Here is a 21,757-nt window from a genome sequence, read left to right on the forward strand (position 1 = left end):
TGCAGAAGCAGGGCTTCATCATTGACAACAAGGGGTACTGATGGGTAGACGGCGCAGCCCGCAGCGTTGAAGCTGCTCCACGGGCGCGGGAACGGCCGGGATTCGGGCGGCAGGAAGGTAGCCGCCGGCCCCGGTTTCCGCCGGATCTCCCCGGAGGCTCCCGAGTGGTTGTCGCCGGAGGCCGCCGCCGAGTGGGATCGGGTGGTGCCGGGCTTGCAGCGCCTTGACATCCTCAAGCCCGAGGATCGGGCGGTGCTGGCCGCGTTCTGCGAGACGTGGGCTCGGTTCGTTGAGTCGACCTGCGATGCGCAGGCCAACGGGCTGACGGTCGTGAACCGGTCGACTCGCAAGGACCACACCGAATCCGAGTGGATGACGACGAATCCGGCGGTGAGGATCGCGAAAGCGGCTGGGACGGAACTGTGGTCAAGCTTGCGGCTCCCGAAGAACCGTTGGTGTGCCGATTCAGCGCTGATGACTGCCGGATGGCGGTCACCGCCGAGGCGACCAGCGCACATCCGGTCGGGCCGAGCACCGCAACGTTGAGTTGGCGGGTGCTCACCGCGCTTGCGGACTCGGTGACCACCGAGGTTCTGCGGCCCGCACATCGCAGGCCGTTCGTGCGCATCGAGATGACCAAGGAGGTGGACACCGTAATACCAAGCCCGAAGCCGGCCGAGGTGAGTACGACGCGCTGTTCCCGCTATTCATCACACGCGCATCTGAGAGCTCGACGTCAGCCGAGGGAAGCTAGCGTCCTGGAGCTTTGACTGGGTGTTGCCTTCGATGTCCCCGCCGAGCTGCACCGAACTCGTCCTCGCAGCCCGCGTCCGCGAACTCCTCGACTCCGACCACACTGTTCTGTCCGCCGCCTGCCGTATCGCCGAAGTCGACAAACACGCCCCCAGCGCGCCGGTCCGCAAGAGATGTAACGAGGTGACCAGGGCCTCGTGCCACAGGTTGTACGCCCATAACCTCACCCGCGGCCTCGCCGAGTTCGCAACCATGTCTTTCGCCTCTGCAGCCGGCGCTCAAGACGATCGACGCTGTCGCGGCCTGCCCGCGTGGGTGGAAGGGCCACCAGCGGGCTGCTGCGGTTGGTTCGTCAGTCCACCGACATCGGACGACGCCCCGCCCCGCAGGCAGGCCCCGTGTGCGATCGCCGCGCGGTTTCTCCCGCTGCCACGGCCGGGTAGCCGAAAGCGAGTTCCTATACGTGTAGGGGAGGGATCGGTGATGGCGACCCGCCATGTGGATCCGCATCCGGACGGTGGCTGGTAGGTGACTGACCCGGCTGGGCGTGATTCGCCGGCGCGTACCACCACCCAAGACGAAGCGGTCTCGGCGGCGCACTCGCAATGTCCGCGACGGTGGCGGTGAACTGGTCATCCACGGTACCGACGGAACCATCCGCGACAAGCGCACCGTGCCGCCAGGTCACGACCCCTACCCGCCACCCGGCTGAGAACCCGATCCAGGGCAGTGATTCGGCGGTCCATCACACCGCGAAGGGTCTCCGGGGCCCGTCGGATGACGCGACTTCCTTCGGGCGATGGCACCGGTAGCTCGTTCGTACCAGGATGTGTCCGGCATATGCCGAGGGGGCACGCGTCATCCACCCGTCTTCAACGTTTCTGCCTCACCCACATCGGCGTGCGGCCTCAAGTAGGGGCGGCCTGTCTGCCGATGGGGACAGGTATGAGGCACGGCAGGCAACCACGCGGGACGGTGCCGGATCCGGAACTGCTGGCGCAGGTCCGCAACCTGGCGGAGGTGGCGGCCGGTCTCGCTCCGGCAGCGGCCGCGGCCGCGTTCGAGGTTCTGGTGAACGTTCATGGAAGGGCGGACGTCGAGGCGGCTGTGCGCCAGGTGGCCGGCCTCGAGCGCGCCGATCTGGCCCTGTCGCCTGGTGAGGTGGTGGAGGGCTGCGTCGTGGCCAGCACCGACATTTCCCGTGCCTCCGCTGCCCCTGGTCAGCAGCGTGTAGGCCGGTAAGCCCGGATGCGGAGCAGCGGCGGCATATCTCGACCCATCCTACTGCGCCGCCCAGGACCACTACGCCGAACTGCTGCACTGGTCTGGTTGGGTGCGGTCGTAGAACCGCTCGGTGGCAAACCGCTACTCGGGGACCTGGCGCTCCCCGAGTCGGTCCAGGGGCGGTGGTCCAGCCGTCCGGCGCACCGGTAATGTCCGCATGTCTACTGGCCTCTTCGGTCCTTTCCACGATGAGCCGTAGTGCCTCAGGCAGCGATTCCGTTGCTGTGATCGCGGCCCAGCGGGTGGTGCGGAACGGCGCGTCGTGGCGGCAGCTGTTCCTTCGGTGATACAACCCGTGTCATCGCAGGTTCGAGCCGTCGGCAGAGCAGTACGCAGGTGGGCCCCGGTGCTAGAAAGCGGAAAGCGATCTGGGTGTGATGGCAGCGCGGGCGTACAACTGTCCATAATGGACGGTACTGATCGGTGGGCTCGTTCCGGGGTGGCGTGCCAGCCTGGGTGTCATGGTGCGATTCGGATGCACGCTGTTGACCGAGCAGTCCGGTCCCCGGGAACTGGTAGCGCACTCCGCGGCAGCCGAGCGCGCGGGCTTCGACTTCGAGGTGATCAGCGACCACTACTTCCCCTGGCTGGACGAGCAGGGCCACTCGCCGTACGCCTGGAGCGTTCTCGGGGCGATCACGCAGGCCACCGAGCAGGTCGAGTTGATGACCTTCGTGACCGCGCCGATCATCCGCTACCACCCGGCGGTGGTCGCGCAGAAGAGCGCCACCGTCGGGTTGTTGTCCGACAACCGGTTCACGCTCGGCGTCGGCGCTGGGGAGAACCTCAACGAGCACATCGTCGGCCGCGGCTGGCCGCCGGCCAACGTGCGGCACGAGATGCTCGCCGAGGCGCTGCACATCATCGGCGCACTCTTCGACGGCGGTTACGTCAACCACGCCGGTGCGCATTACCGCGTCGATTCGGCCAAGTTGTGGGACCTACCGTCGCAGCGGGTTCCGGTGGCCACCGCGATCTCCGGATCGCAGTCGATCCAGCAGTTCGCGCCGCTGTCCGATGCGATGATCGCCGTCGAACCGAGCAGCCGGCTGTGCCAGGAGTGGGATTCCTCCGCGCCGGGCGGTGCCTCCCGCAAGATCGGGCAGATCCCGGTCGCGTGGGGGCCCGACCGCGATGCCGCCGTCACGCGCGCCTGGGAGCAGTTCCGCTGGTTCGCCGGCGGGTGGAAGGTCAACGCCGAGCTGCCCGGCCCGGCCGCGTTCGCCGCCGCCACCCAGTTCGTGCGCCCCGAGGACATCACGGCCAGCATCCCGTGCGGCCCAGAGGTCGACCCGATCGTCGAGTCCGCGGCGGCCTTCTGGGAGGCCGGTTTCACCGATATCGCGCTGGTCCAGATCGACATCGACGCGGACCCGTCCGGGTTCTTCGACTTCGCGCAGCGCCAACTCCTGCCCGCGCTGCGCGAAGCCGCGCCCTGAGCCCGGCGGCATCGACGGCCCAGTCCTCAGTGGATGTCCATCCTGTCGGGGTGAATGACGTCGTGCTTCCCGGGTACCCCGGTGCGGGCGACCCAGCCTGGCGCGCGCAGGCTAGGCCGGGCAGGGCAACACGTGCGAGGTGGGCGGCGTGAACGCGGCGTTCGAAGGTTTTGCATGGTGGGCGGTGCTGGGCGTTGTGTTCGCCATCGCCAGCGCGAGCGGCCGCGCAATCGCAGCCCTGGGGCGTTGATCGGGAAGTGTGCAGGCTTGCCCGAAAGCCGCGCAGAACGTCGGTTCGGAGATGAGGAGCTGAACGATGGAGCTGGTGACCTTGCGTCACGTGTACGAGTAGGAAGGGCCGGGCTATTCGCTGGGTGCCGCGCTGGTCACGGTGCCCACCGTCACGATGTCCCCGCAGGACCTCACGACCTGGGGGTGGCGGATCCCGTTCCTGGTGGCCGGTCCGCTCGGGATGATCGGGCTTTACCTGCGGTTCCGGCTGGAGGAGACGCCCGCGTACCGCAAGACCTCCGGCGATGAGCAGCCGCAGGCGGCGGCGACTTGGCGCAGCCTGCGCACCATCTTCGGTAGCCACTGGCGGTCGATGCTGAAGTGCATCGGGCTGGTGCTGGTGTTCAACGTGACCAACTACCTGCTCACCGCCTACATGCCGACGTACCTCTCGGCCGTGCTCGGCTTTCAGCACACCAGCTCCCTGGCCATGGTGCTGGTGGCGATGGTGCTGGTGATGGGCCTGATCGTGGCGCTGGGCCGGTTCTCCGACCGCATCGGCCGGCTGCCCATCGCCGGGTTCGGCAGCGTCGCGCTGATCGTGCTGTCGTTCCCGGCGTTCCTGCTGATCGGCCTGGGCAGCGTGGCGGCGGTGCTGGGCGGTCTGCTGATCATCGGCCTGACGCTGATCTGCTTCAGCAGCACGATGCCTTCGACGCTGCCGGCGCTGTTCCCGACCGAGATCCGCTACGGCGCCGTGTCGGTCGGGTTCAAATCTCGGTCGCGCTGTTCGGCGGCACCACGCCGCTGGTCGCCGAAGCGCTCGTAGCGGCGACCGGCATGAAGGTGGTTCCGGCGTTCCTGCTCGTCGCGGCCGGCGCGGTGGGCCTGGTCGCGGTGCTCTTCACGCGCGAACCCGCGGGTCGCACACTCCTCGGGGAACGGCCCGCCGCGACCGACCGCGCGGAGGCGCAGCAGCGCGTCGAGGAAGAGCGCGACCAGGAACGCGATTGACGCCGCAGCTGATCGGGAAGACAGCAGCTGCGGCGTCTCCGCCGGCCGCTCTACCCATTGGGTGAGATCGAGACGACCGCCCCCTGCGCTCAAATCGTCCCCGCCTCCCGCAGTAGGCCCGGTGAGCTTGCGGCCGTTGGGGTAGGCGGCGGGCTTGCTGCGGTCGAACCGTAGTACGTCGGGCAGCACCGTGCGCAGCGTTCGCTCCCGCGGTTTGCGCGTCCTAGCCGCCGGTGTGCTGGAGCACCGCGGTCCAGGGTTGCAGGTAGGGGTGCAGGGCGTCGCCCTCGCCGGCGAACGGATGAACATCCATGATCAGCACGGTTCGGTCGCCGGGCGCGCTGAACGCGAACAGGTCGGTCAGGTCCAAGCGCGGATCGTCCATGGGAGGCAGAAGATTCGGTCCGCTGAGGTGATGGGACATTTCACCAGGGTCAGCCAAGTTTGCCAGCATCGCCACGCTGACCTGGCCCCTGTGAACGGGTTTTGCCTTTGCGGCTGTTGGCTCGGCCGATCTCGGACTGCGGGTCGGTGTGTTACAAGGATGCTCCTGAGAACGGCGGCTCGCCGGCGTCCATCGCGGTCCAGCACCAGGTGGCGTCGGTGACGGCCGCCGCCACCTGGTCGCTGAGTCTGGATAGGTGCGCTTCCGGCGATCCGGAGTTCGTCGGCGGGGTGCTCGTTGATCGTGGCCCGCTGAAGCCCGTGTTCGTCGAAGCGCCCCACTTGATCGGCCAGCACCGCGCTGAGGCGCTCGAGTTGGGTGGGCGTGGCGACGATGGCCGAGCCGAAGCCGTGGAGCTCGTCCAGGGGCGGTTGCGGGGTCTTCTCGATGTTCAGGCTCGGGCGTGAGGGCTGTCTCCCTGCCCGGCGGCCACGCCCGGAGGCAAGCTCGGCGGCTGTCCCGTCATGGTGTGCGGGGTGAGCTGGACCAGGCTTCCGCAGTCGGTGGCGGTCATCCAGTCCTCGATGGTGGCCTCGGGTTCGGTCAGGCCGAGGTCGGCCAGGCTGCCGGCCACGCACAGGTCGGTCTCGGCGGCCCGGTCGGCGGGCACCAGCGCGTTCCACCACACGTGGTGGTTGGTCAACGCCGCGGCCACGACCAGGGCCCCGTGCCGGTCGTGCTGGCCCAGGACCCATTCCAGGGTGTCGCCGGGCACGCAGACGACCACGGGGACACCGCCCACCAGGCAGGGAGGCAGCGTCGCCAGTCGGGCCCGCAGACGCTGGTCGCTGAGGACTTCCATCAAGACCCGGGTGGCGTGTTCGCGTTCCAGGACCCGCTCGTCGAGGGCTTCGCGCACCCACAGGCCGTCGCCGGCGGCGTGCTCGGTGTGCTCGACCTGCCTGGACCGCTGCCCGTCGCCGACGGCGATAGCCGCCATCAGCTGCTGGGCCTGGCCCAGTGAAGGTGCGCGGACGTGGACGGGAATCTCGCCGTCGCTGGTCGCATAGCCACGCCACCGAACCTGGTGGTCCAGTTCGCACCGGTACACCACATGCCGCGCTGCCATCGCCTCTGCACCACCTTCCACCGTCCTGAGATCTCATGAGACGGCGTCACATATTGTGAATCAGCAGCCTTGCAAATCTGATGTGACAGCTTCAGAATAAGTGCTGCAGAGCTGTTGACAAGGGGTTCACCAGCAAAAACAGGGGAGGTGAGGCTGTCGGTCGCTTCTCCCTCGCGGAGCGCCGGGCCACGGGCCTCGCTCGCTCCCGGCGCTTCGCTGCCGATCGTGTGTGAGTCGATGAGCGTGTGAAAGGACGTGGTGGGTGATGACACAGGCGTTCGACCCGTTCTTCCGTGATCTCAACCGGCTGACCGCCGAGGTGTTCGGCAGCGCCCGGGCACCGCAGACCATGGCGATGGACGCCTACCGGGCGGGGGACAACTACGTGGTCGAGTTCGACTTGCCCGGCATCGACCCCGAGTCGCTGGAGGTCAACGCGGAGCACAACACCCTGACCGTGCGCGCCCAGCGCCGCGAGCGGCCGGCCGGTGGGGGCGATGCCGAGGTCAGCTACCTGACCGCCGAACGCCCCCGCGGCACCTTCTCCCGCCAGCTCTCGCTGGGTGGCGGCCTGGACGTGGACCGCATCAGCGCCGACTACACCGACGGGGTACTCACCGTGACCCTGCCGGTGGCCGAGCAGGCCAAGCCCCGGCGCATCGAAGTCGGTCACGGCGGCGGCCGCAAGGTCATCGAAGGCACCCCTCAATGACCCGTATGCCCGGGTCCGGCCCGCAGGGCGGGCCGGACCCGGGCGCATTCCGAGCTCCTGAGGCGGTTATGACCGATCAATCCCCGGCCGATCGCGCGGCCAGCGCCTTCGACGACGCCGACTACCCCGCCTACACCATGGGCCGCGCCGCCACGATGCTCGGCGTCACCCCGGAGTTCCTCCGCAGCCTCGACGCCGCCGGCCTGCTCACCCCCGACCGCTCCGCCGGCGGGCACCGCCGCTACAGCCGCACCGAACTCACCCTCGCCGCCCGCGTCCGCGAACTCCTCGACTCCGGACTCACTGTCCTGTCCGCCGCCTGCCGCATCGCCGAACTCGAACGCGATCTCGCCGCCACCCACCACGCCCGCGCCGCCGAACACGAATCAGCCGAAACACCCTGATCCCGACGCTCTCCCGTGACTGCGCTGTCAGCGCCCGGAGTGCTGGGGCACCGGCCTGGGCTGGGGCATCACCGGCACTCAGGAACGGGAAACGCGCCCCGTTGTGGCGAGAGAACGTCGAAGACGGGTGGGTGACGCGCCTCCTGGTCAGTTTCACGGTCACCCACCCGTCGCTGTCCCCGCCCGCGCTGGTTTGCCGGGGACAGGAGTGCCATGGTGCGGCTTCGACCGCGTGATTGGGGTATTCAGGACACATGCCGTACGAACGAGTTACCGCCGCCGTCGCCCGAACGAGCCCCTCGCAGTGAACGAGCCCCTCGCAGTGTGATGACCGCCGATTCACTGTCCTGGGGTCGGGTTCAGCCGGGTGGTGGATAGGGGTCGTGGCCGGGCGGTACGGTGCGTTTGTCGCGGATGGTGCCGTCAGTGCCGTGGATGACCAGTTCACCGCCGCCGTCGCGGACGAGTTGCTTGTGCGCCATTGAGACCGCTTCGTCTTGGGTGGTGGTCTGCGCCCGTGAGTCCCTGCCGACTGGGTCGGTCACCTGCCAGCCACCATCCGGATGCGGAGCCACGTGACGGGTCGCCATCACCGATCCCTCCCTTTCGCATGCGGAAACCCGTTTTTGGCTACCCGGTCGTGGCGGCGGGAGAAACGCGGGCCTGCCCGCGACACCGTGGTGGTCGCGCCGAGCTCGGCACCCATGTTGGCGATGACGTGCCGGTCCATCGCGGAGAGCCCCGCCAGCCCGGGGCCGTAGTACTCGATGATGCGGTTGACGCCGTCGGCGACCCCGTGCCGACGCAACATCTCCAGGATCACGTCCTTCGCCGATACCCATGGCGGCAGCTCCCCGGTCAGCCGCACGCCCCAGACCTCGGGCCATCCGGATCCGCAGCGGCTCGCCGGCGATCGCCAAAGCCACTTCCAGGCCCCGACGCCGATGGCGAGCATCCCCATCGAACCGGCAGCGCAGGTGTGGGAGTCGGAGCCGACCATCGCCTTCCCCCGGCACACCGAAGCGCTGCATGTGCGGGGGAGTGCGAAACTCCGTTGCCAGGCTTGGAGAACCAGAGGCCGTAGCGCCGGCTGGCGGACCGACGTCGCCCCGGTGGAGGTAGCAGGACCGGCCCTGTTCCCGCACGAGTTCGGCCGTGTGCTCGGCATCCTCGTCCTCCATCTCGTCGAGGTCCGAGATCGCGACATCCGCGCCTTCCTTCGCGAACGCGATCTCCACCGCGCGCCCGATCCCAGAATCACCGCCGGACGTGCCCGGGACATACTCGCGAAGTCCGGTTGCCGGTCGTTTCCGGGTGCGTTGACCGAGTGTGTGACGGGTACTTCTACGAGCAGGCCCGTGGCGACGTGGCGCATGACGTCGCCGCAGTACCGTGGAAGAAGCGATTTGCGAGGCGAAGGACATGGAAGGCACCCGGGAAGAAGCGGAGACCGACCGCGGCGAGCGCCTGCGCCCATTGGGCGGTTACGTCGTGCTGATGGCCGCTTTCGCCGGTCTGATCGCCGGAGCTGGAGGACTGGTGGCCGCGAGGGGAACCGGTTGCCTTCCGGCGTGCGGGTGCTCGACGTGCTTTTCTTGACGGTCGGCACGCACAAGCTGTCTCGCTTGATCTCCAAGGACGCGGTTCACGAGCCCTCTGCGCGTGCCGTTCACCCGCTACAAGGAGACGGGCGGGCCGGCGGAGGTCGAGGAGGAGGCGCGGCGGGGCAGCCAAACCCGGCACGCCATCGGGGAATTGATCACGTGCCCGTTCTGCATGGACCTGTGGATCGCCACCGGTTTCACCCTTGGGATGATCTTCGCGCTGCGCTTCACCCGGCTCATCGCCATGACGTTGTCCGTCCTGGCCGGCGCCGACTTCCTCCAGCTCGCCTATGCGAGGCTGCAGCAGTGAGCCGCTGGTGCGGCTGGCGAGGTCAGGACGTCACTTCCGGCACGGTGGTGGCCGCGTCGAGGAAGGCGACGAGCTCCGCGCGGTGCATGGGGCTCATGGCGGGTTGAGACCGGCGGCACAAGATCGAGACCTACCAAGGTTGACAGGCCTTCGCACCGACGCGCGGGCAGCGCAAGATCCCCACCTCCGCCCACTCGACGGCTGCCCAGGCGGCCGCCGGCGAAGCGGAGCCGTCATGCCTGCCCGTCGTGAAGCTGGCGTGACAACAGCCGAAGCAGGGAGAGCGGGCATCGGCAGCGGTCCGGCGCTCCTCGACTTGCTTCTTCGCCGCGGCGGATCGGCCCCACGTCCACCAGTGATCGAGCTCCTCTTGCGGACGTGCAGCCACGCCCAGGCGGAGGACATGGCTCGTCCCGGCTGTCCACTGCCGCCCGCGATGATCCGTTCGCGCGAGTTTGAGGCTTGCCAGCGCGGGGGAAGCCCAAGAACCCGACGAGAAACCGACATGTGGGAGCACGCGCCGTGGCTGAGAAGCCGAGCAGTCCTGTCAAGGACAAGAACTACAACCTGATCACCATTCTGCAGGAGTCGCTTCAGCACGCCTGGACGATGGAGACCTACATCAAGGACGCAGAAGAACAGGGAGACGAGGAATTGGCCAAGTGGTTCCGCAAGATCCAGCGCAACAACGTGAAAGCTGGTGAGCAGGCCAAGGAAATGCTGCAGAAGCGCCTAGCGTCTGAACAGTGATCCATTGGGATGTCGTGGCAGACGTGGCGTCGCTGCGTTTAGGGCCCGGCAGCGGGGGAAGGTAGAGCTGGGAGCAACGACCGACTTCTCATGGAAGGACTGGACGATGGAGCGCGAAACGAGGCATTCGGGCGACATGGTCGACGTGTTGGTGACCGATCATCGCGAGGTGGAGGAGGCGTTCGCCGACTACGAGCGCGGTGGTCTGTCCGACGAACAGCGTCGCGAACTCGTGGACCACATCATCACCGAACTCGTGCGGCATTCGGTGGCGGAGGAGCAGTACCTCTACCCCGCGGCGCGGGAAGCATTGCCGAACGGCGACGAGGTGGCCGACAAGGAGATCGCCGAGCACGCCGAGGCCGAAGAGGTGATGAAGCGGCTGGAGAGCATGAATGTCAGCGACGCCGGGTTCGACGACCTGGTGGGCCAGCTGATCCGCGACATCCGGCAGCACGTAGAGGAGGAGGAGGGAGACCTCTTCCCGCGCCTCGAGCAGGCTTGCAACGCCGACGAGCTGATGGACCTCGGGAAGAAGATCCAGGCTACGAAGAAGAGCGCTCCGACCAGGCCGCACCCTTCGATGCCGGACCGGCCACCGGCCAACATGATCCTGGATCCGGGCATCGGGCTCGTCGACCGCATGCGGGATGCCCTATCGGGGCGGAATCGTTGATCGCACTGCGAGGTGATCGTCGGCGGCGTTGACGCGCCATGGAAAGCACCGCAGGAGACTGATCTGCTTAGGCGGCGTTGGAGGTATCGACGTCCAAGGCTTCGCGGAGCCGGTCGCGGTGCAGGTCCGCCACCGGGGCCAGCAGGTCCGGGTGGCGCAGGAGGGTTGCAGCGCCCAACTCCCGGCCGCCCGGCTCGGTGAGGCGGCGGAACTGGGCCGGAGACGCGGAGCGGTGGTCGGTGATCAGCGCATCAACCGCCGTCGCTGCCAGCGCCGGGTCGCCGAGCAGGCACGCTGCCCAGCTGGCGACCACCTCGTCAACCCAGGTCCGCCACACCTGGACCTCGTCCTCGGGCGCCGTCGCGACGCCGCTGACCAGCGTGTCCAAGCGGCCCGACCCGCCGGGGCCGGCGATCAGGACGAGGTCGGCATCGACGGTGGTCGGATAGCGCAGCAGAGCGGCGGCAGTCACGGCCTGCGTGGCCTGGGCCTCCACAAGCGCGCGGCTGAAAGCGCCTCCGTTGGATGAGGGGTAGGCGGTCGTCAGCCAGCGGGCGGTGGCCGTGATCATGGGGGCAAGGGCCGAGGACAAGTCGGGGTCTCGCTTCCTCGCTGCTCGGGACGGCTCCCAGCACGGTATCCGGCTCGCGCGGTCGGCTGAAGACTCCGGACGCAGGTGAGGCGAAGCGCACGGCAGCAGTTGACCCGATCAGCACGATAGTCCGAAACTCACCAACCACTCGTGCTTGCGCCAGCGACAGGACTCGTGTTCGTTCAGTTGCCTGACAACTCCGGTGGGGCGTCGTCCCCGGCGGCTCGGCTTCGAGAGGCTCGTCGGCCCGCGTCGGATGCCCGCAGCGGGGAGAATGCCGCTTCCATCTCCTTCTTCGGTTCGTCGTCCTTTCCCGCCCCTGTTTGTCCGAGCCGCATCTCATGTTCAGCCTCCTAGCGTTCGCTTCTGTGCTCGAGGTGAGGTTCGGGCGGCGGAGCGGGACCCGCATCGCGAGGCGCGCACCCTGCTCGCGTTGACCGACGGGCTGACCGCGCACACGCTGGTCGGCCACCACACCCCCGCCGACGCGGAGACCGCACTGGAGGCACACCTGGCCCACCTCTTCGGCAGCTGAATGCACCGACTCTTGGAATCCGATCACCGAGTGCACGCGGAGAACATCGCCCGCCGCTTCGCGCCGCGACTGCCAACCGCCCCGCGCTGGTGCAGAGGAAGGGAAATCAGCCGCCGATGTAGGACATCTCGATCTTGCGGGCGCGGGTGCTTTCGGTCGTGCGAAGTTCGGAGTACCTGTCGGTGCGTCGTCCCCAGAGCGCCTGAATGTGGCTTTCCAGTTCGGCGTCGTCGGTCCCGCCGCGCAGCAACGCGCGCAGATCGTGGCCGCTGGACGCGAAGAGGCAGGTGAACAGCTCGCCCTGCGCGGACAGGCGGGCCCGGGTGCAGGTGCGGCAGAACGGCTCGGTCACCGAGGCGATGATGCCGACCTCGCCGCCGTCGAGGTAGCGGTAGCGCCGGGCCACTTCGCCGGTGTAGTCGGGGTCCGCGGGCTCGAGGGGCCACGCCGCGTGTAGACGGTCGACGATCTCGCGGGCGGGTACGACGTCGGTCATCCGCCAGCCGTTGGTGGTGCCCACATCCATGTACTCGATGAACCGCACGAAGTAACCGTGCTCGCGGCCGAACCCGGCCAACTCGAGGACGTCCGAGCCGTCGTTCATACCGCGCTTGACCACGGTGTTGACCTTGATCGGAGCCAGACCCGCCTCCTCGGCGGCGGCGATGCCGCGCAGTACCTGGGAAAGCGGCACCCGGGTGTCGCTGATCCGCGCGAACCGCTCCGCGTCCAGCGAATCTAGGCTGACCGTCACCCTCGACAGGCCCGCATCGCGCAGGCCTCGTGCCTGCGCCGCCAGCAACGAACCGTTCGTGGTCAGCGCGATGTCGTCGATGCCGTCGACCTCCGCCAGCATTCCGACGAGCTGGTCGAGCTGCCGACGCAGCAGCGGTTCCCCGCCGGTCAGCCGGATCTTGTGCACGCCCTGGCGGGCGAAGACGCGCGCCAGCCTGGTGATCTCCTCGAAGGTGAGCAGCTCCGAACGGTCCAGGAACAGGTGATCCGCCCCGAAGACCTCCCGGGGCATGCAGTACCGGCAGCGGAAGTTGCACCGATCCGTGACGGAGATCCGCAAGTCCCGCAGCCACCGGCCGAACCGGTCCGGCACCTGGCTGTTGGCGTCCCCGTTGCGCATCGCGCCTCCCGCGTGGTAGCTCCGCCCTTCGATGGTGCAACCGCTGCGGAGCTGGCGGCAACCGGCTCCCGTCCGGAGACGCGAGGGGACGGCGGTGCAGGCGGTGCGAAAGTGCCAGGGGTCCGCGGAACTTCTGGCGTACCCGCCATCAGGGGGATGTTCCGGAAGCGCTCGGATGACGAACGCGCCGATGCCTTGGCCGGTGGTCTCCGTGGTATGGCGGCTCGTACGTGCGATCTCGGCGGCCAGGAGTAGGCAGGATCTCTCGTAGCCCGCTGGTAGGTCAGTGCGCTGTGCCCGGCGTAGCGAATCCTTGCCAGGCCTGGAACATGTAGGAGGTTCACCAGTGACACGTCAGCTGAGCACCGAGATGCAGCAGTGCATCGACATATGCCACAAGTGCCATGACACCTGCGAGCAGATGTTGTCTCGTTGCATGGAAATGCGCAGCGAACAGTCGATGCAGCTAAGCATGATGATGATGTCCTGCGCGGACATGTGTCGCATGTGCGCGGACATGATGATGCGCTGTTCGAGCATGACGAAGGCCGGCGCGGACATGGTGCAGATGTGCGTGCGAATGTGCAGCATGTGCGCCGACATGAGTGAGATGTCCGTCGAGATGTGCAGGCAGGTAAACACTCCGGAGATGACCGAACTGGCGGACGTCATGGCGCGGTGCGCGGATATGTGCCGACAGATGACGCCGCAAGCGATGCAGCCTGCCTGATCGGAGCCGGACCACGTCCGTTGCCTGACATCCGCAGGAGCGGGGGACGTGGTCCGACGATCCTGCGCATCGATGTTGTGCCGCAGGCGGCGGATCTGCCGCTGCCCCTGTTCTGGCCCGTCGAAACCCGCAGGTTGGCTTATCTTTGTGGGTGTCCCGGAAAGCGCTGCTGGGGTTGTGCATACGCGGCGACAAGGAGCACCCATACCTCAACCGGACGAGGGCAGACCCGGCCCGGCGACCACCGCGACCGAGATCCCAAGTAGAAATCTCCCCGGCGTTCCCTACGCCGACCTTCCGGAAGTGCGGCCGTTGCGGAAGGTGCTTGGTCCGAGCGTGCTCCTGCTGGCGGGCGCGATCGGCTACGGAGAATACGTGCTGTGGCCGTACATCTCGTCCCAGGTCGGTCTCACCCTCGTGTGGCTGGCCCTAATCGGGATCCTCACCCAGTACTTCCTCAACATGGAGATCGAGCGCTACTCGTTGGCCACCGGGGAGACCGCGGTCACCGGGTTCAGCCGGCTGTGGTGACACTGGGGGTGGCTATTCGTCATCATGACCATCGTGCCCTGGGCATGGCCGGGTGGGCGACTGGCGGCACGACCACGTTGGCCTTCGCGTTCGGCTTCGCCGAGGACGCCGTTCCCTACGTCACCATCGGAGTGCTGCTGCTGATCGGCGTGGTGCTCACGGTCTCGCCGGTGGTCTACCGGACCGTCGAGAAGATCCAGTTCTTCCTAATCGGCTTGATCGTGCTATTCCTGATCTACGCCGCGCTGGTGCTGCTCGGGCTCGACGGCTGGCTGGCGATCGGCAAGGGCTTCGGGATCGGCAGCGAGGCTGAGGACTTCGAGTTCATCCGGCTGGTAGGGGACCGACTCAGTGGCGCGACGGGCACGATTTTCTTCCTCATCGGCGCGGTCGTGCTCTACTCGACCAACCTCGCCGTGCTGGACATGGTCGGCCGGGTGACCGCGGACATGCTCAAGACGGGGTCGCTGCGCAACAGCTGCGCCCTGAGCGAGAGCCGCATCTACTTCATCGTGGTGTGGGCGGAGATCGTCTTCGGCTCTGCGATCCTGTTATGCGGGCTCGACGAGCCGTTGATCCTGCTGATCATCGCGTCGTCGCTCAACGGCATCGTGATGTTCGTGTACGCGGTGCTGCTGATCAAGTTGAACCGGGGCGTCCTCCGCGGACGATCGGCCTCAAGGGCGTCCGACTCGTCGCGCTGTGTGAGGCCGTGCTGCTCTACGGAGGATTCTCGCTGTTCACGATCTACGACGAGTTCAGCCAGCTGTTCGGCTGAGCAGCTCGGCGAGAAGCGCAGCCGGACAGGAATGGGTGTCGCCGCAGCCGGACAGACCGCGAACGTTCGTGGCGTGGGCGCGCTCCCGGGGTGGGAACTGCTAGCCCACTCGACGCCTCGTCTGACGACCGAGCATGGCCGTGCCTACGAAAGTTCCAAGCCCTGAGACTGCAGCCGTTGTTGCGATGTTTCGAGCTCGAGAGGGGCGGTAGCCTCCTGCCCTTTCTAGTAGAGACACACCAACTGCAACACCAAAGAGCAGAGAGCCCAAGATTACGTCTGCTCCTCCGTCACCAACGCCTCCGTCCTCACCACCGTCCGCGCCGCCATTCGGGCCACCGTCCGGTGTCTCTCTGCCCCCGCCCCCGGAGCAGGCATCTGCGGTCCCATGGGCTAGCAGCATGCCTGCCAAAGTGCCCAGTGCGGTAACACCCGCAACCAGCAACCCCGGCGCTCCAGTCGCAAGAGCAATGGGGAGGCCCACGGCAAGGCCGCCACCCAAACCGCCGCCAGCCGTCGCTTCGCTGCAGCGCGCTTCGTCCTTGACATCCCTCATTTCTTCCCCCCTGAAAACCGACATGTCCAGGCAACAGCAGGGTGCCCACACCTGCAACTTCGTGCGAATCGCGGCCTCAGAATCCGCGGATTTAAGGTCGGAGGTGCCTGTGGCTCGGATCGCTCAGCCTGCGGCGTTGAAGCTGCTCAACGGGCGCGGCAATGGCCGGGACTCGGGCGGCCGGAAGGTGCAGACCGGGCCGGGATTCCGGCGGATCGCCCCGGAGCCGCCAGAGTGGCTGTCGGCCGAGGCCGCGGCGGAGTGGCATCGGGTGGCGCCGGGGTTGACCCGGCTCGACATCCTCAAGGAAGAGGATCGGGCGGTGCTGGCCGCGTACTGCGAGACATGGGCGCGGTTCGTGGAGTCGACCCGAGATGTGCACGTCAACGGGCTGACGATCATGAATCGGTCGACCCGCAAGGACGGCACCGAATCCGAGTGGACCACCACGAATCCGGCGGTGGGGATCGCGAAAGCGGCCGGGACGGAACTGCGTGCGTTCGCGGCGCATTTCGGCCTGACGGAAAGACCGGGGGCCGTTCCCTGGTCACCCGTCCGAATCTGAAAGCTCCAGTCCATGATTGAGTTCATTCTCGGCATCTGGACGCCGCTGAGCACGGCTGCAGGATTTCCCAGACGGTCGAAGGGGCCACTTTCACGCCCAGGACGAGCAATTCGCCGTGGAGTCGACGGTATCCCCAGCTGGGGTTCTCCTTGGCCAGGCGCAGCACCAAAGCCCGCACGGAGCGTACGGTGTGTGGCCGGCCAGGACGCTTCGGTTTGGAAGCGGTCGCATGGCGGCGTGCGTCGGTAGCCGATCGTGACGCGACTCGGGTGGTCGAAGCCGCAGCGGTGAGCCACTGCGGCAACGGTTGGGTATCCCCACGTGGTGGCGCCTTCAGCATTCGCCCCGCCGCTATCCGGCCTCGGTGTTGGCGGTGAAAGCAGTGATCAACGGACTGCGTTCCGGCACCAGTGCCGACTAGACCGCCACCCAGTTGCGCTGGAAGTCCGGGGAGATCGGTTGGGCAATGGGAGCGAGGGCCAGGCGCACGAGTTGCAGGGGGTTGTCGTCCCCGGCGATCCGGTTCGTGCCGAGGCGCTGGCAGCGTGCGCACTGGTGCAGGAGTGCCCATTCGCCGTCGTCGTGGGCGATGACGGCGATGGCGTCCATCCTTGCCCCGCATAGCGATCTGCGGTCGCCGGGGACGAGTTCGTCGACGTGCCTGCTGGCCAGGCATATGGGGCAGTGGTTGCGGTGGGCCGTCCCGGGGGCTGTCGCGGCGATGTCGAGGCGGCAGCCGACGCAGCGGAAGCTGCGCGGGGTCGTGTCGTGATGTGTGCGTTTGGCGCGCTGCGGTGCGCGGGCACGTGACGTTCTTCTTGGCATGTCGTCGAGGTGTGGTGTCCGGGTTGTTTTGTTCAGGCGGCACCGGAGGTCCGGCGTGGGTGGTTGTTCCGGCCGGAACGACCACCCACGAGGTTCCGCCACCGGGCCGTGCCTGCTCAGAGGTTGGCCAGATGTTCGAGGGGGAAGGGTGTTTTCGCCAGCGGCCGGGTCGCCAGCCGGATCAGCAGCAGTTGGTTGTCGTCCTCCGCGACCGGGTTGATGGACAGGGAATCGCAAACCACGCAGCGGTGGATGATTCGCCACTCCTCGTCGCGAGCGACCGTGATGCCGATCGGCCGCATGCGACCCTGGCAGTCCGCTTCCCGCGCGGCTTTCGTGTTCGTCGACATGTGCTTGCTGCTCAGGCAGTTCGGGCAGTGGTCGCGGAACCTCCGATCCGGAGCGTGCAAGGCCACCGAACGTCCACAATGCACGCATTCGAACAGGTCGAGGGGCCGGTAGCCGCCGCTGTTCCCGGTCGTGGTGGGCATGGGTTCTCCTGTCGGTCGTCGGGCTGTTGCTCGGCGAGGCGGTCATCGGTCGTGGCTCGGGGCCGCGACCGCGCGCCTCGGGTCCGGGTCGGCGTGCCCTCGGTCGCGTGTCACGGGTGCGGTCGTCACCGCCGGCTGCTCCTATACTCGGCCCAGCAGAGTTGAGCGTATGTTCAAGTTGGATGCGTGTTCAAATCTTTTTCCGAGCGGAGGGCAACGACACATGGCGTACCTGGCGCGTGACCGACGTCGTGAGGCGATCCTGAACGCGGCGGCCGAGATCATGGTTACCGAGGGGTTCCGCGCGGTGACCGCCCGCTCCGTCGCCGCCGGGATGGGCGCTTCCGCCGGCATCGTGCACCACCACTTCGCCTCGATCGCCGATCTCGTCCGCGCCGCCTGGCAGTACCACACCGAGGCGTTGATCGAGGAGTTCACCGAAGCCGCCGCCGGCCTCTCCGCCGAGGACTCCGTCGAGCTGTTCATGGAGGACCTGATCTCGCCGGGCCGCGAGTCGCACGTGCAGATCTGGTCCGACGGCTGGCACGAGGCGCAATTCGACCCCGAGTTCGCCGAGGTCTACGCGACGGTGTTCCGCGCCTGCCGCGACTGCCTCGCGGACGTGATCGCGGCAGGACGCGCTGCCGGTGCCTTCCGCGGCGACCGGGAGCCGGTCGCCAGCGCGCTGACCATCGTGACGATGGCGATGGCCGTCAGCGGGCTGAGCGCCGTGCGTGCGCCACTGGTCGACCAAGCGCAGGCGCGGACGATGCTGGCCGAACTCGTCGGGCAGGAACTGGGCTACCGACCACGATGGGCGTGGGGCCTCGGAGGTGGCAGCAGAACCGCTTGAGCAGGCAGGACTACATAACCTGCGGTGATGGCAAGGGCCGCCAATCTGACCTGGGGTGGCCCATCCGGAGGGTCACTACGCCCCGGACGGGGCGGATTCGGCGGCCAGGGTCTCCGGTGAAGCCGGGGTGGACAGCAGTGCAGTGCAGGAGTCGACCAACTGGGCGATGAGCAACCGGTGTTCGGCACCCTCGTCCGCGGTGGCGTCCTTCTGGAGCCGGCGTTCACGGTTGGCCAGGGGTGTGCACCAGCAGCCCGGCGAAGTGGTCCCAGCGGTCTTGGCGCAGCCGGGGCGGCAGATCGGCCAGGTGCTCCGCGATCCGGGCGTGCAGGGCGGCCTGGCCGCTGCTCCACTCGTTCGCGGTGAGGTCGAAGGGGGCGATGTCCTCGACGTACATGGCGTTGGCGACGAAGCGCAAGAACCACCCCGGTCGGCGCTCGCCCTCCAGGTTCTCGGCCGTGGTGCGGATCATCACCTCCACGAGGGCACGCAGGTCGTGCCCGCGACCTCGGGCGTCCAGGTCGGCGACGTGGGTCAGCAGTCGGTTGCTCGCAAGAAGTGCGCAGAACGACGAGTTCGACATCCGCGTGTCCACCGGGAACGCGTGCAGCAGCGCCAGCGGCGTTCCGGCTCCCGATTCGATGTAGTGCACGGGGACACCCTGCCGGACCGCTTCGGCGAACGCGTCTCAACAGCCCGGGCCGCCGGATGCAGCATGGGAACCTTCCTGTCACCTCACCCCGAGCTAGCCGTCGATCTAGCGCGAAATCGCCAGCCCTGTCCAGTGGCGCAAGATATGATCTTGTTCTGTTCGACAGCGAAAGACGGGATGCGTGCGATGCGGCTCGGGGCAGTGGCGCGGGAAGCCACGAGGCGGGAACTGGGCGAATGGTTGGCCGCTGGCGACCCCACCGACGCCGCCCGGGTGATCACTGGTTCGGCTGGCTGCGGGAAGACGCAGCTGGTCAGGTCTGTGGGTCGGGATTTCGACGCGGTCGTCGATGCCACCGGTGCCTCGGCAGCCGACCTCGCCGTCGCCGTGAACGAAGAGCTGGGGTTGGATCGCGGACCGCTCGCGGGCGAGGTCAGTCCCATCGGGGTCAGCAGGGCGGCTGGGGAGCGCGGGCGTCCGTTCCTGGTTGCCATCACCAACGTCGAGCATGCGGGAGGCATCCGGTGCTCGTCGGTTCCGGACGATGTGCTGACCGACCTGCTGTCAGATTTGTTGAGCAGCAACAAATACGCATCGGGACGTTACCGGCCCGGGCGGGAAGCGGATTTCCCTTCGGTGCGGCTGGTGGTCGAGCTGCCGAAGGAACAGGCCGCGGTCCTGGCACGCGAAGCGGGATTGCCCGCCGGGTCGGTCGTAGACCTGGACGACGCTCACCACGCCCCGGACCGCACGGAGTTCGAAGCGTGGATCACCCGCTTGCTCGCTGCTCCGGGAACCCCGTACGCGGAGGCACCGGTGGACGTGGTTCGCGCCATCGCCGCCGAGATCGCGGACCGCTCGTCGCTGAACTTCCTGCTGGCCGAGGCAACGACGATAGTGCTGCGAACCCGCGAGGCCCGCTGGTCACCGAGTGGAGCCGAGCAGCTGCCGGGCACGCTCGCCGAGGTCTGGGATCTTCTACTCGCCTCGCAACCAGTACCGAGATCGCGGCTGTCGGAACTGCTGGCACCAATCGCGCTCGCCGAAGGCACGCCAGGAATGCCGCAGGAGGTGTGGCAGGCAGCGGCGAGCAACCTGCTCGGCGAGCACGTTCCCGCGCGGCAATTGGAGGACGCAGCCGCACTTACCGGTGAACTGATCGAGCGAACCGCCGTCCCAACAGCCTCGGGCGAGGTGACGTGCTGGCGCATCCGGCACGAAGCGCTGGGACGCGCCGCCGCGGTCTCGCTCGGATCCGATACTCGGCTCCGCGTGCTGTCCACCATCGCGTCGTTCGTGCCCTCCGGTGCGCTCGAGGCCACTCGCACCGCGGCTGAGCGCTACGCCCTCGGCGCTGGCCCCGGCCACGCGGCCGGGGCGTTCGCTGTCGACAACTGGATCGCCGACCCACGGTGTGTGCTGCTGTCGCAGCAGCGCAACCTCGAAAACGCGGTGCGCGGGGCCGGGCACGCCGACACCGACGCGGCAGACCGACGCAGGCGCGTCGTCCTCGAAGCGAGCAGGACGTTCCGGGACCACCCGGAACGTTCGCTGGCCGAGCACGCCGCACGTCTGCAGTGGTCCGCAACGGTGTGCGGCGACGAGGTGCTCTGCCAATGGCTTGACGAATGCGGGCTGGCGCTGCCGTGGCGGACGCTGTGGGCGTCCTGGCGCCCGCTCGGCGAACTGGACACCGATCGGATCGATCCGCGATGGCCCGGGCCGGTTGCGCTGGCCGGTGGACAACTGGCCGACGGCGAGGAACAGGTCTGCCTGCGAAATTGGGTCGGGCGGGGTTTCCAGTGGTGGTCGCTGGCGGAAGGGGAACCGGTCGGGCCAGCCTTGTCCAGCGCTCCGGATGACGACTGGCCGCAGGAGCTGGCGGAGGAGAGCAGCGACCTCGAGGTCGAGCTGGACGAGGAGTCCGACCACGGCGCGATCGTGGCGCGGCTGAGCGCTGCTGGCATGGACTCCGCCGAGGAGTGGATGATCAACCCGGTCACCTGCGACACCGACGCGCACGTCCTGCCTGGACGGCGGGTCGTGCTGGCCGGGATCGGCGGGGTCGCGCTGCTCCAGATCGGCGCCGCACCGCAGCGGCGATTCCGCAGGCTGGCTGCCGATCGCGCGCCCGTTCAGCTGTCCCGCTGGCGGTTCCTCCCGGCCTGGCGCGGCGACGTTCCCTTGCAGCGAGCCGATCTCGAGATCCTGTACCGAGTTGGCGGTGGCCCCGTCACCGTAGCCGCACAACTGCTCGGGCCGTTGGCGGCCGATCACCAGACGGCACGGCTGCTCACCGAGGTCGGCTTGCCGGCCAACACCTTCTGGTTCACCGACATGGAAAAACTCCTTCCCATGCTCCAGACGGCCGAGGAGCATTTCGGCCCAGGACACGGCGGACACCTCCGCACACCGATCGTGCTGGGGCGCGTCCGCGACGGCTGGAACCAAGTTGTGTGCGTTGAATCCAACGGTGTGGTGACCGCCGCGAGTCCGGCCTCGAACCGGCCGGTGAACGCGTCCCTCGCGGAGTTCTTGCGCTGCCTCGCCGTTGCCACCTGGGGCCTTGGTTTCGCCACCACCCGCGACGACGAGGAATACGGGCAATTTCGGCGGACGATCCACGACATCTTCCGGTCGATCGCCCCCTCCGCCATCGACGGTGACTACGGCGACCGGATCTGGAACGGCCTGATCGGTGACGAAATGACCTACCGGCTGGAATAGTGCCGCCCCCGACTCGCCTGGCCAGAAGACCTGGGTGTCTTTGGACGCGAATTTCTGGCTTCGGCGGAGTGCGGCACGGGGTGGAGTAAGAGCTCG

At 67.8% G+C, this 21,757-nt stretch carries 28 protein-coding genes and 2 pseudogenes; 20 read left to right on the top strand and 10 right to left on the bottom strand.

What is annotated here, in order from left to right:
• Positions 1-204: 204 nt before the first annotated feature.
• The 7 genes and pseudogenes from AB0H93_RS31235 to AB0H93_RS31265 all read left to right on the top strand — a co-directional run.
• Positions 205-360: pseudogene (locus tag AB0H93_RS31235) on the top strand (P27 family phage terminase small subunit); the annotation flags it as partial.
• A gap of 8 nt (positions 361-368) precedes the next feature.
• Positions 369-770 carry a hypothetical protein gene (locus tag AB0H93_RS31240; protein ID WP_358577399.1) on the top strand — a complete coding sequence of 134 codons (402 nt, stop codon included), beginning with the start codon at positions 369-371 and terminating at the stop codon, positions 768-770.
• 530 nt (positions 771-1,300) lie between these two features.
• Positions 1,301-1,465 (top strand): DUF2188 domain-containing protein, encoded by a 165-nt coding sequence (locus AB0H93_RS31245; protein WP_358577312.1) that lies wholly within the window; start codon positions 1,301-1,303, stop codon positions 1,463-1,465.
• Positions 1,466-1,728: 263 nt separating this feature from the next.
• Positions 1,729-1,995: a hypothetical protein gene (locus tag AB0H93_RS31250; RefSeq protein WP_358577315.1), complete on the top strand. Its 267-nt coding sequence runs from the start codon at positions 1,729-1,731 to the stop codon at positions 1,993-1,995.
• A 506-nt stretch (positions 1,996-2,501) separates the two neighbouring features.
• On the top strand, positions 2,502-3,476 hold the full coding sequence (locus tag AB0H93_RS31255; protein WP_358577394.1) for a TIGR03557 family F420-dependent LLM class oxidoreductase: 975 nt from the start codon (positions 2,502-2,504) through the stop codon (positions 3,474-3,476).
• A 391-nt stretch (positions 3,477-3,867) separates the two neighbouring features.
• Positions 3,868-4,536 (top strand): MFS transporter, encoded by a 669-nt coding sequence (locus tag AB0H93_RS31260; RefSeq protein ID WP_358577317.1) that lies wholly within the window; start codon positions 3,868-3,870, stop codon positions 4,534-4,536.
• A gap of 11 nt (positions 4,537-4,547) precedes the next feature.
• A complete protein-coding gene (locus tag AB0H93_RS31265) occupies positions 4,548-4,721 on the top strand; it encodes a hypothetical protein (RefSeq protein ID WP_358577320.1) in 174 nt (57 codons plus the stop codon).
• 223 nt (positions 4,722-4,944) lie between these two features.
• Here the strand turns inward: AB0H93_RS31265 and AB0H93_RS31270 are convergent, their stop codons facing one another.
• Positions 4,945-5,106: a hypothetical protein gene (locus tag AB0H93_RS31270; protein ID WP_358577322.1), complete on the bottom strand. Its 162-nt coding sequence runs from the start codon at positions 5,104-5,106 to the stop codon at positions 4,945-4,947.
• A gap of 218 nt (positions 5,107-5,324) precedes the next feature.
• Here AB0H93_RS31270 and AB0H93_RS31275 point away from each other — a divergent pair, with 218 nt between their 5' ends.
• On the top strand, positions 5,325-5,573 hold the full coding sequence (locus AB0H93_RS31275) for a hypothetical protein (RefSeq protein ID WP_358577324.1): 249 nt from the start codon (positions 5,325-5,327) through the stop codon (positions 5,571-5,573).
• On the opposite strand, the gene AB0H93_RS31280 is transcribed toward AB0H93_RS31275, so the two are convergent.
• A complete protein-coding gene (locus tag AB0H93_RS31280; RefSeq protein WP_358577327.1) occupies positions 5,558-6,235 on the bottom strand; it encodes a hypothetical protein in 678 nt (225 codons plus the stop codon). The two genes, AB0H93_RS31275 and AB0H93_RS31280, sit on opposite strands and share 16 nt — an antisense overlap.
• A 265-nt stretch (positions 6,236-6,500) precedes the next feature.
• On the opposite strand from AB0H93_RS31280, the gene AB0H93_RS31285 reads away from it, so the two are divergent.
• Positions 6,501-6,947, top strand: a complete 447-nt coding sequence (locus tag AB0H93_RS31285; protein ID WP_358577330.1) for an Hsp20/alpha crystallin family protein — start codon at positions 6,501-6,503, stop codon at positions 6,945-6,947.
• Positions 6,948-7,015: 68 nt separating this feature from the next.
• A complete protein-coding gene (locus AB0H93_RS31290) occupies positions 7,016-7,351 on the top strand; it encodes a helix-turn-helix domain-containing protein (protein ID WP_358577332.1) in 336 nt (111 codons plus the stop codon).
• Between the two features lie 359 nt (positions 7,352-7,710).
• On the opposite strand, the gene AB0H93_RS31295 is transcribed toward AB0H93_RS31290, so the two are convergent.
• The 3 genes and pseudogenes from AB0H93_RS31295 to AB0H93_RS31305 all read right to left on the bottom strand — a co-directional run.
• Positions 7,711-7,941 carry a DUF2188 domain-containing protein gene (locus AB0H93_RS31295; RefSeq protein ID WP_358577397.1) on the bottom strand — a complete coding sequence of 77 codons (231 nt, stop codon included), beginning with the start codon at positions 7,939-7,941 and terminating at the stop codon, positions 7,711-7,713.
• Positions 7,941-8,351 (bottom strand): aconitase family protein, encoded by a 411-nt coding sequence (locus AB0H93_RS31300; RefSeq protein WP_358577334.1) that lies wholly within the window; start codon positions 8,349-8,351, stop codon positions 7,941-7,943. Before AB0H93_RS31300 ends, AB0H93_RS31295 begins: the two co-directional genes overlap by 1 nt.
• A gap of 100 nt (positions 8,352-8,451) precedes the next feature.
• A pseudogene (locus AB0H93_RS31305) lies at positions 8,452-8,619 on the bottom strand (NAD(P)-dependent oxidoreductase); the annotation flags it as partial.
• 394 nt (positions 8,620-9,013) lie between these two features.
• Between AB0H93_RS31305 and AB0H93_RS31310 the strand changes: the two are divergent.
• The 3 genes from AB0H93_RS31310 to AB0H93_RS31320 all read left to right on the top strand — a co-directional run bounded on the left by AB0H93_RS31310 (position 9,014) and on the right by AB0H93_RS31320 (position 10,691).
• Positions 9,014-9,265 carry a DUF1360 domain-containing protein gene (locus AB0H93_RS31310; protein ID WP_358577337.1) on the top strand — a complete coding sequence of 84 codons (252 nt, stop codon included), beginning with the start codon at positions 9,014-9,016 and terminating at the stop codon, positions 9,263-9,265.
• 522 nt (positions 9,266-9,787) lie between these two features.
• Entirely contained in the window at positions 9,788-10,015 is a 228-nt protein-coding gene (locus AB0H93_RS31315) for a hypothetical protein (protein ID WP_358577339.1), read from the top strand.
• A gap of 106 nt (positions 10,016-10,121) precedes the next feature.
• Positions 10,122-10,691 carry a hemerythrin domain-containing protein gene (locus AB0H93_RS31320; protein ID WP_358577342.1) on the top strand — a complete coding sequence of 190 codons (570 nt, stop codon included), beginning with the start codon at positions 10,122-10,124 and terminating at the stop codon, positions 10,689-10,691.
• 67 nt (positions 10,692-10,758) lie between these two features.
• Here AB0H93_RS31320 and AB0H93_RS31325 read toward each other — a convergent pair whose 3' ends face one another.
• Positions 10,759-11,262, bottom strand: coding sequence for a hypothetical protein (locus tag AB0H93_RS31325; RefSeq protein WP_358577344.1), 504 nt, complete (start codon positions 11,260-11,262; stop codon positions 10,759-10,761).
• A gap of 295 nt (positions 11,263-11,557) precedes the next feature.
• Between AB0H93_RS31325 and AB0H93_RS31330 the strand changes: the two genes are divergently transcribed.
• Positions 11,558-11,818 carry a TetR family transcriptional regulator C-terminal domain-containing protein gene (locus AB0H93_RS31330; RefSeq protein ID WP_358577346.1) on the top strand — a complete coding sequence of 87 codons (261 nt, stop codon included), beginning with the start codon at positions 11,558-11,560 and terminating at the stop codon, positions 11,816-11,818.
• A gap of 106 nt (positions 11,819-11,924) precedes the next feature.
• Here the strand turns inward: AB0H93_RS31330 and moaA are convergent, their stop codons facing one another.
• The gene (gene moaA / locus AB0H93_RS31335; RefSeq protein ID WP_358577349.1) at positions 11,925-12,953 is read right to left on the bottom strand and encodes a GTP 3',8-cyclase MoaA; all 1,029 of its coding nucleotides are present in this window, start codon (positions 12,951-12,953) and stop codon (positions 11,925-11,927) included.
• Between the two features lie 346 nt (positions 12,954-13,299).
• Between moaA and AB0H93_RS31340 the strand changes: the two genes are divergently transcribed.
• From AB0H93_RS31340 to AB0H93_RS31355, 4 genes are all read left to right on the top strand, one after another.
• Positions 13,300-13,683, top strand: a complete 384-nt coding sequence (locus AB0H93_RS31340) for a hypothetical protein (protein ID WP_358577351.1) — start codon at positions 13,300-13,302, stop codon at positions 13,681-13,683.
• A gap of 303 nt (positions 13,684-13,986) precedes the next feature.
• The gene (locus tag AB0H93_RS31345; RefSeq protein ID WP_358577353.1) at positions 13,987-14,214 is read left to right on the top strand and encodes an Nramp family divalent metal transporter; all 228 of its coding nucleotides are present in this window, start codon (positions 13,987-13,989) and stop codon (positions 14,212-14,214) included.
• A 44-nt stretch (positions 14,215-14,258) separates the two neighbouring features.
• Positions 14,259-15,158 carry an Nramp family divalent metal transporter gene (locus tag AB0H93_RS31350; RefSeq protein ID WP_358577355.1) on the top strand — a complete coding sequence of 300 codons (900 nt, stop codon included), beginning with the start codon at positions 14,259-14,261 and terminating at the stop codon, positions 15,156-15,158.
• A 376-nt stretch (positions 15,159-15,534) separates the two neighbouring features.
• On the top strand, positions 15,535-16,113 hold the full coding sequence (locus AB0H93_RS31355; RefSeq protein WP_358577357.1) for a phage terminase small subunit P27 family: 579 nt from the start codon (positions 15,535-15,537) through the stop codon (positions 16,111-16,113).
• Between the two features lie 417 nt (positions 16,114-16,530).
• On the opposite strand, the gene AB0H93_RS31360 is transcribed toward AB0H93_RS31355, so the two are convergent.
• Together AB0H93_RS31360 and AB0H93_RS31365 are read right to left on the bottom strand one after the other, a co-directional pair.
• On the bottom strand, positions 16,531-16,938 hold the full coding sequence (locus AB0H93_RS31360; RefSeq protein ID WP_358577360.1) for an RNHCP domain-containing protein: 408 nt from the start codon (positions 16,936-16,938) through the stop codon (positions 16,531-16,533).
• Between the two features lie 116 nt (positions 16,939-17,054).
• The gene (locus AB0H93_RS31365) at positions 17,055-17,429 is read right to left on the bottom strand and encodes an RNHCP domain-containing protein (protein WP_358577362.1); all 375 of its coding nucleotides are present in this window, start codon (positions 17,427-17,429) and stop codon (positions 17,055-17,057) included.
• Positions 17,430-17,652: 223 nt separating this feature from the next.
• Between AB0H93_RS31365 and AB0H93_RS31370 the strand changes: the two genes are divergently transcribed.
• Positions 17,653-18,282: a TetR family transcriptional regulator gene (locus tag AB0H93_RS31370; RefSeq protein WP_358577366.1), complete on the top strand. Its 630-nt coding sequence runs from the start codon at positions 17,653-17,655 to the stop codon at positions 18,280-18,282.
• Between the two features lie 223 nt (positions 18,283-18,505).
• Here AB0H93_RS31370 and AB0H93_RS31375 read toward each other — a convergent pair whose 3' ends face one another.
• Positions 18,506-18,934: a hypothetical protein gene (locus AB0H93_RS31375; protein ID WP_358577369.1), complete on the bottom strand. Its 429-nt coding sequence runs from the start codon at positions 18,932-18,934 to the stop codon at positions 18,506-18,508.
• 186 nt (positions 18,935-19,120) lie between these two features.
• On the opposite strand from AB0H93_RS31375, the gene AB0H93_RS31380 reads away from it, so the two are divergent.
• The gene (locus AB0H93_RS31380) at positions 19,121-21,661 is read left to right on the top strand and encodes an SUKH-4 family immunity protein (RefSeq protein ID WP_358577372.1); all 2,541 of its coding nucleotides are present in this window, start codon (positions 19,121-19,123) and stop codon (positions 21,659-21,661) included.
• Positions 21,662-21,757: the final 96 nt, after the last annotated feature.

The sequence above is a fragment of the Saccharopolyspora sp. NPDC050642 genome (assembly GCF_040654735.1).
Taxonomy (GTDB): Bacteria; Actinomycetota; Actinomycetes; order Mycobacteriales; family Pseudonocardiaceae; genus Saccharopolyspora; species Saccharopolyspora elongata.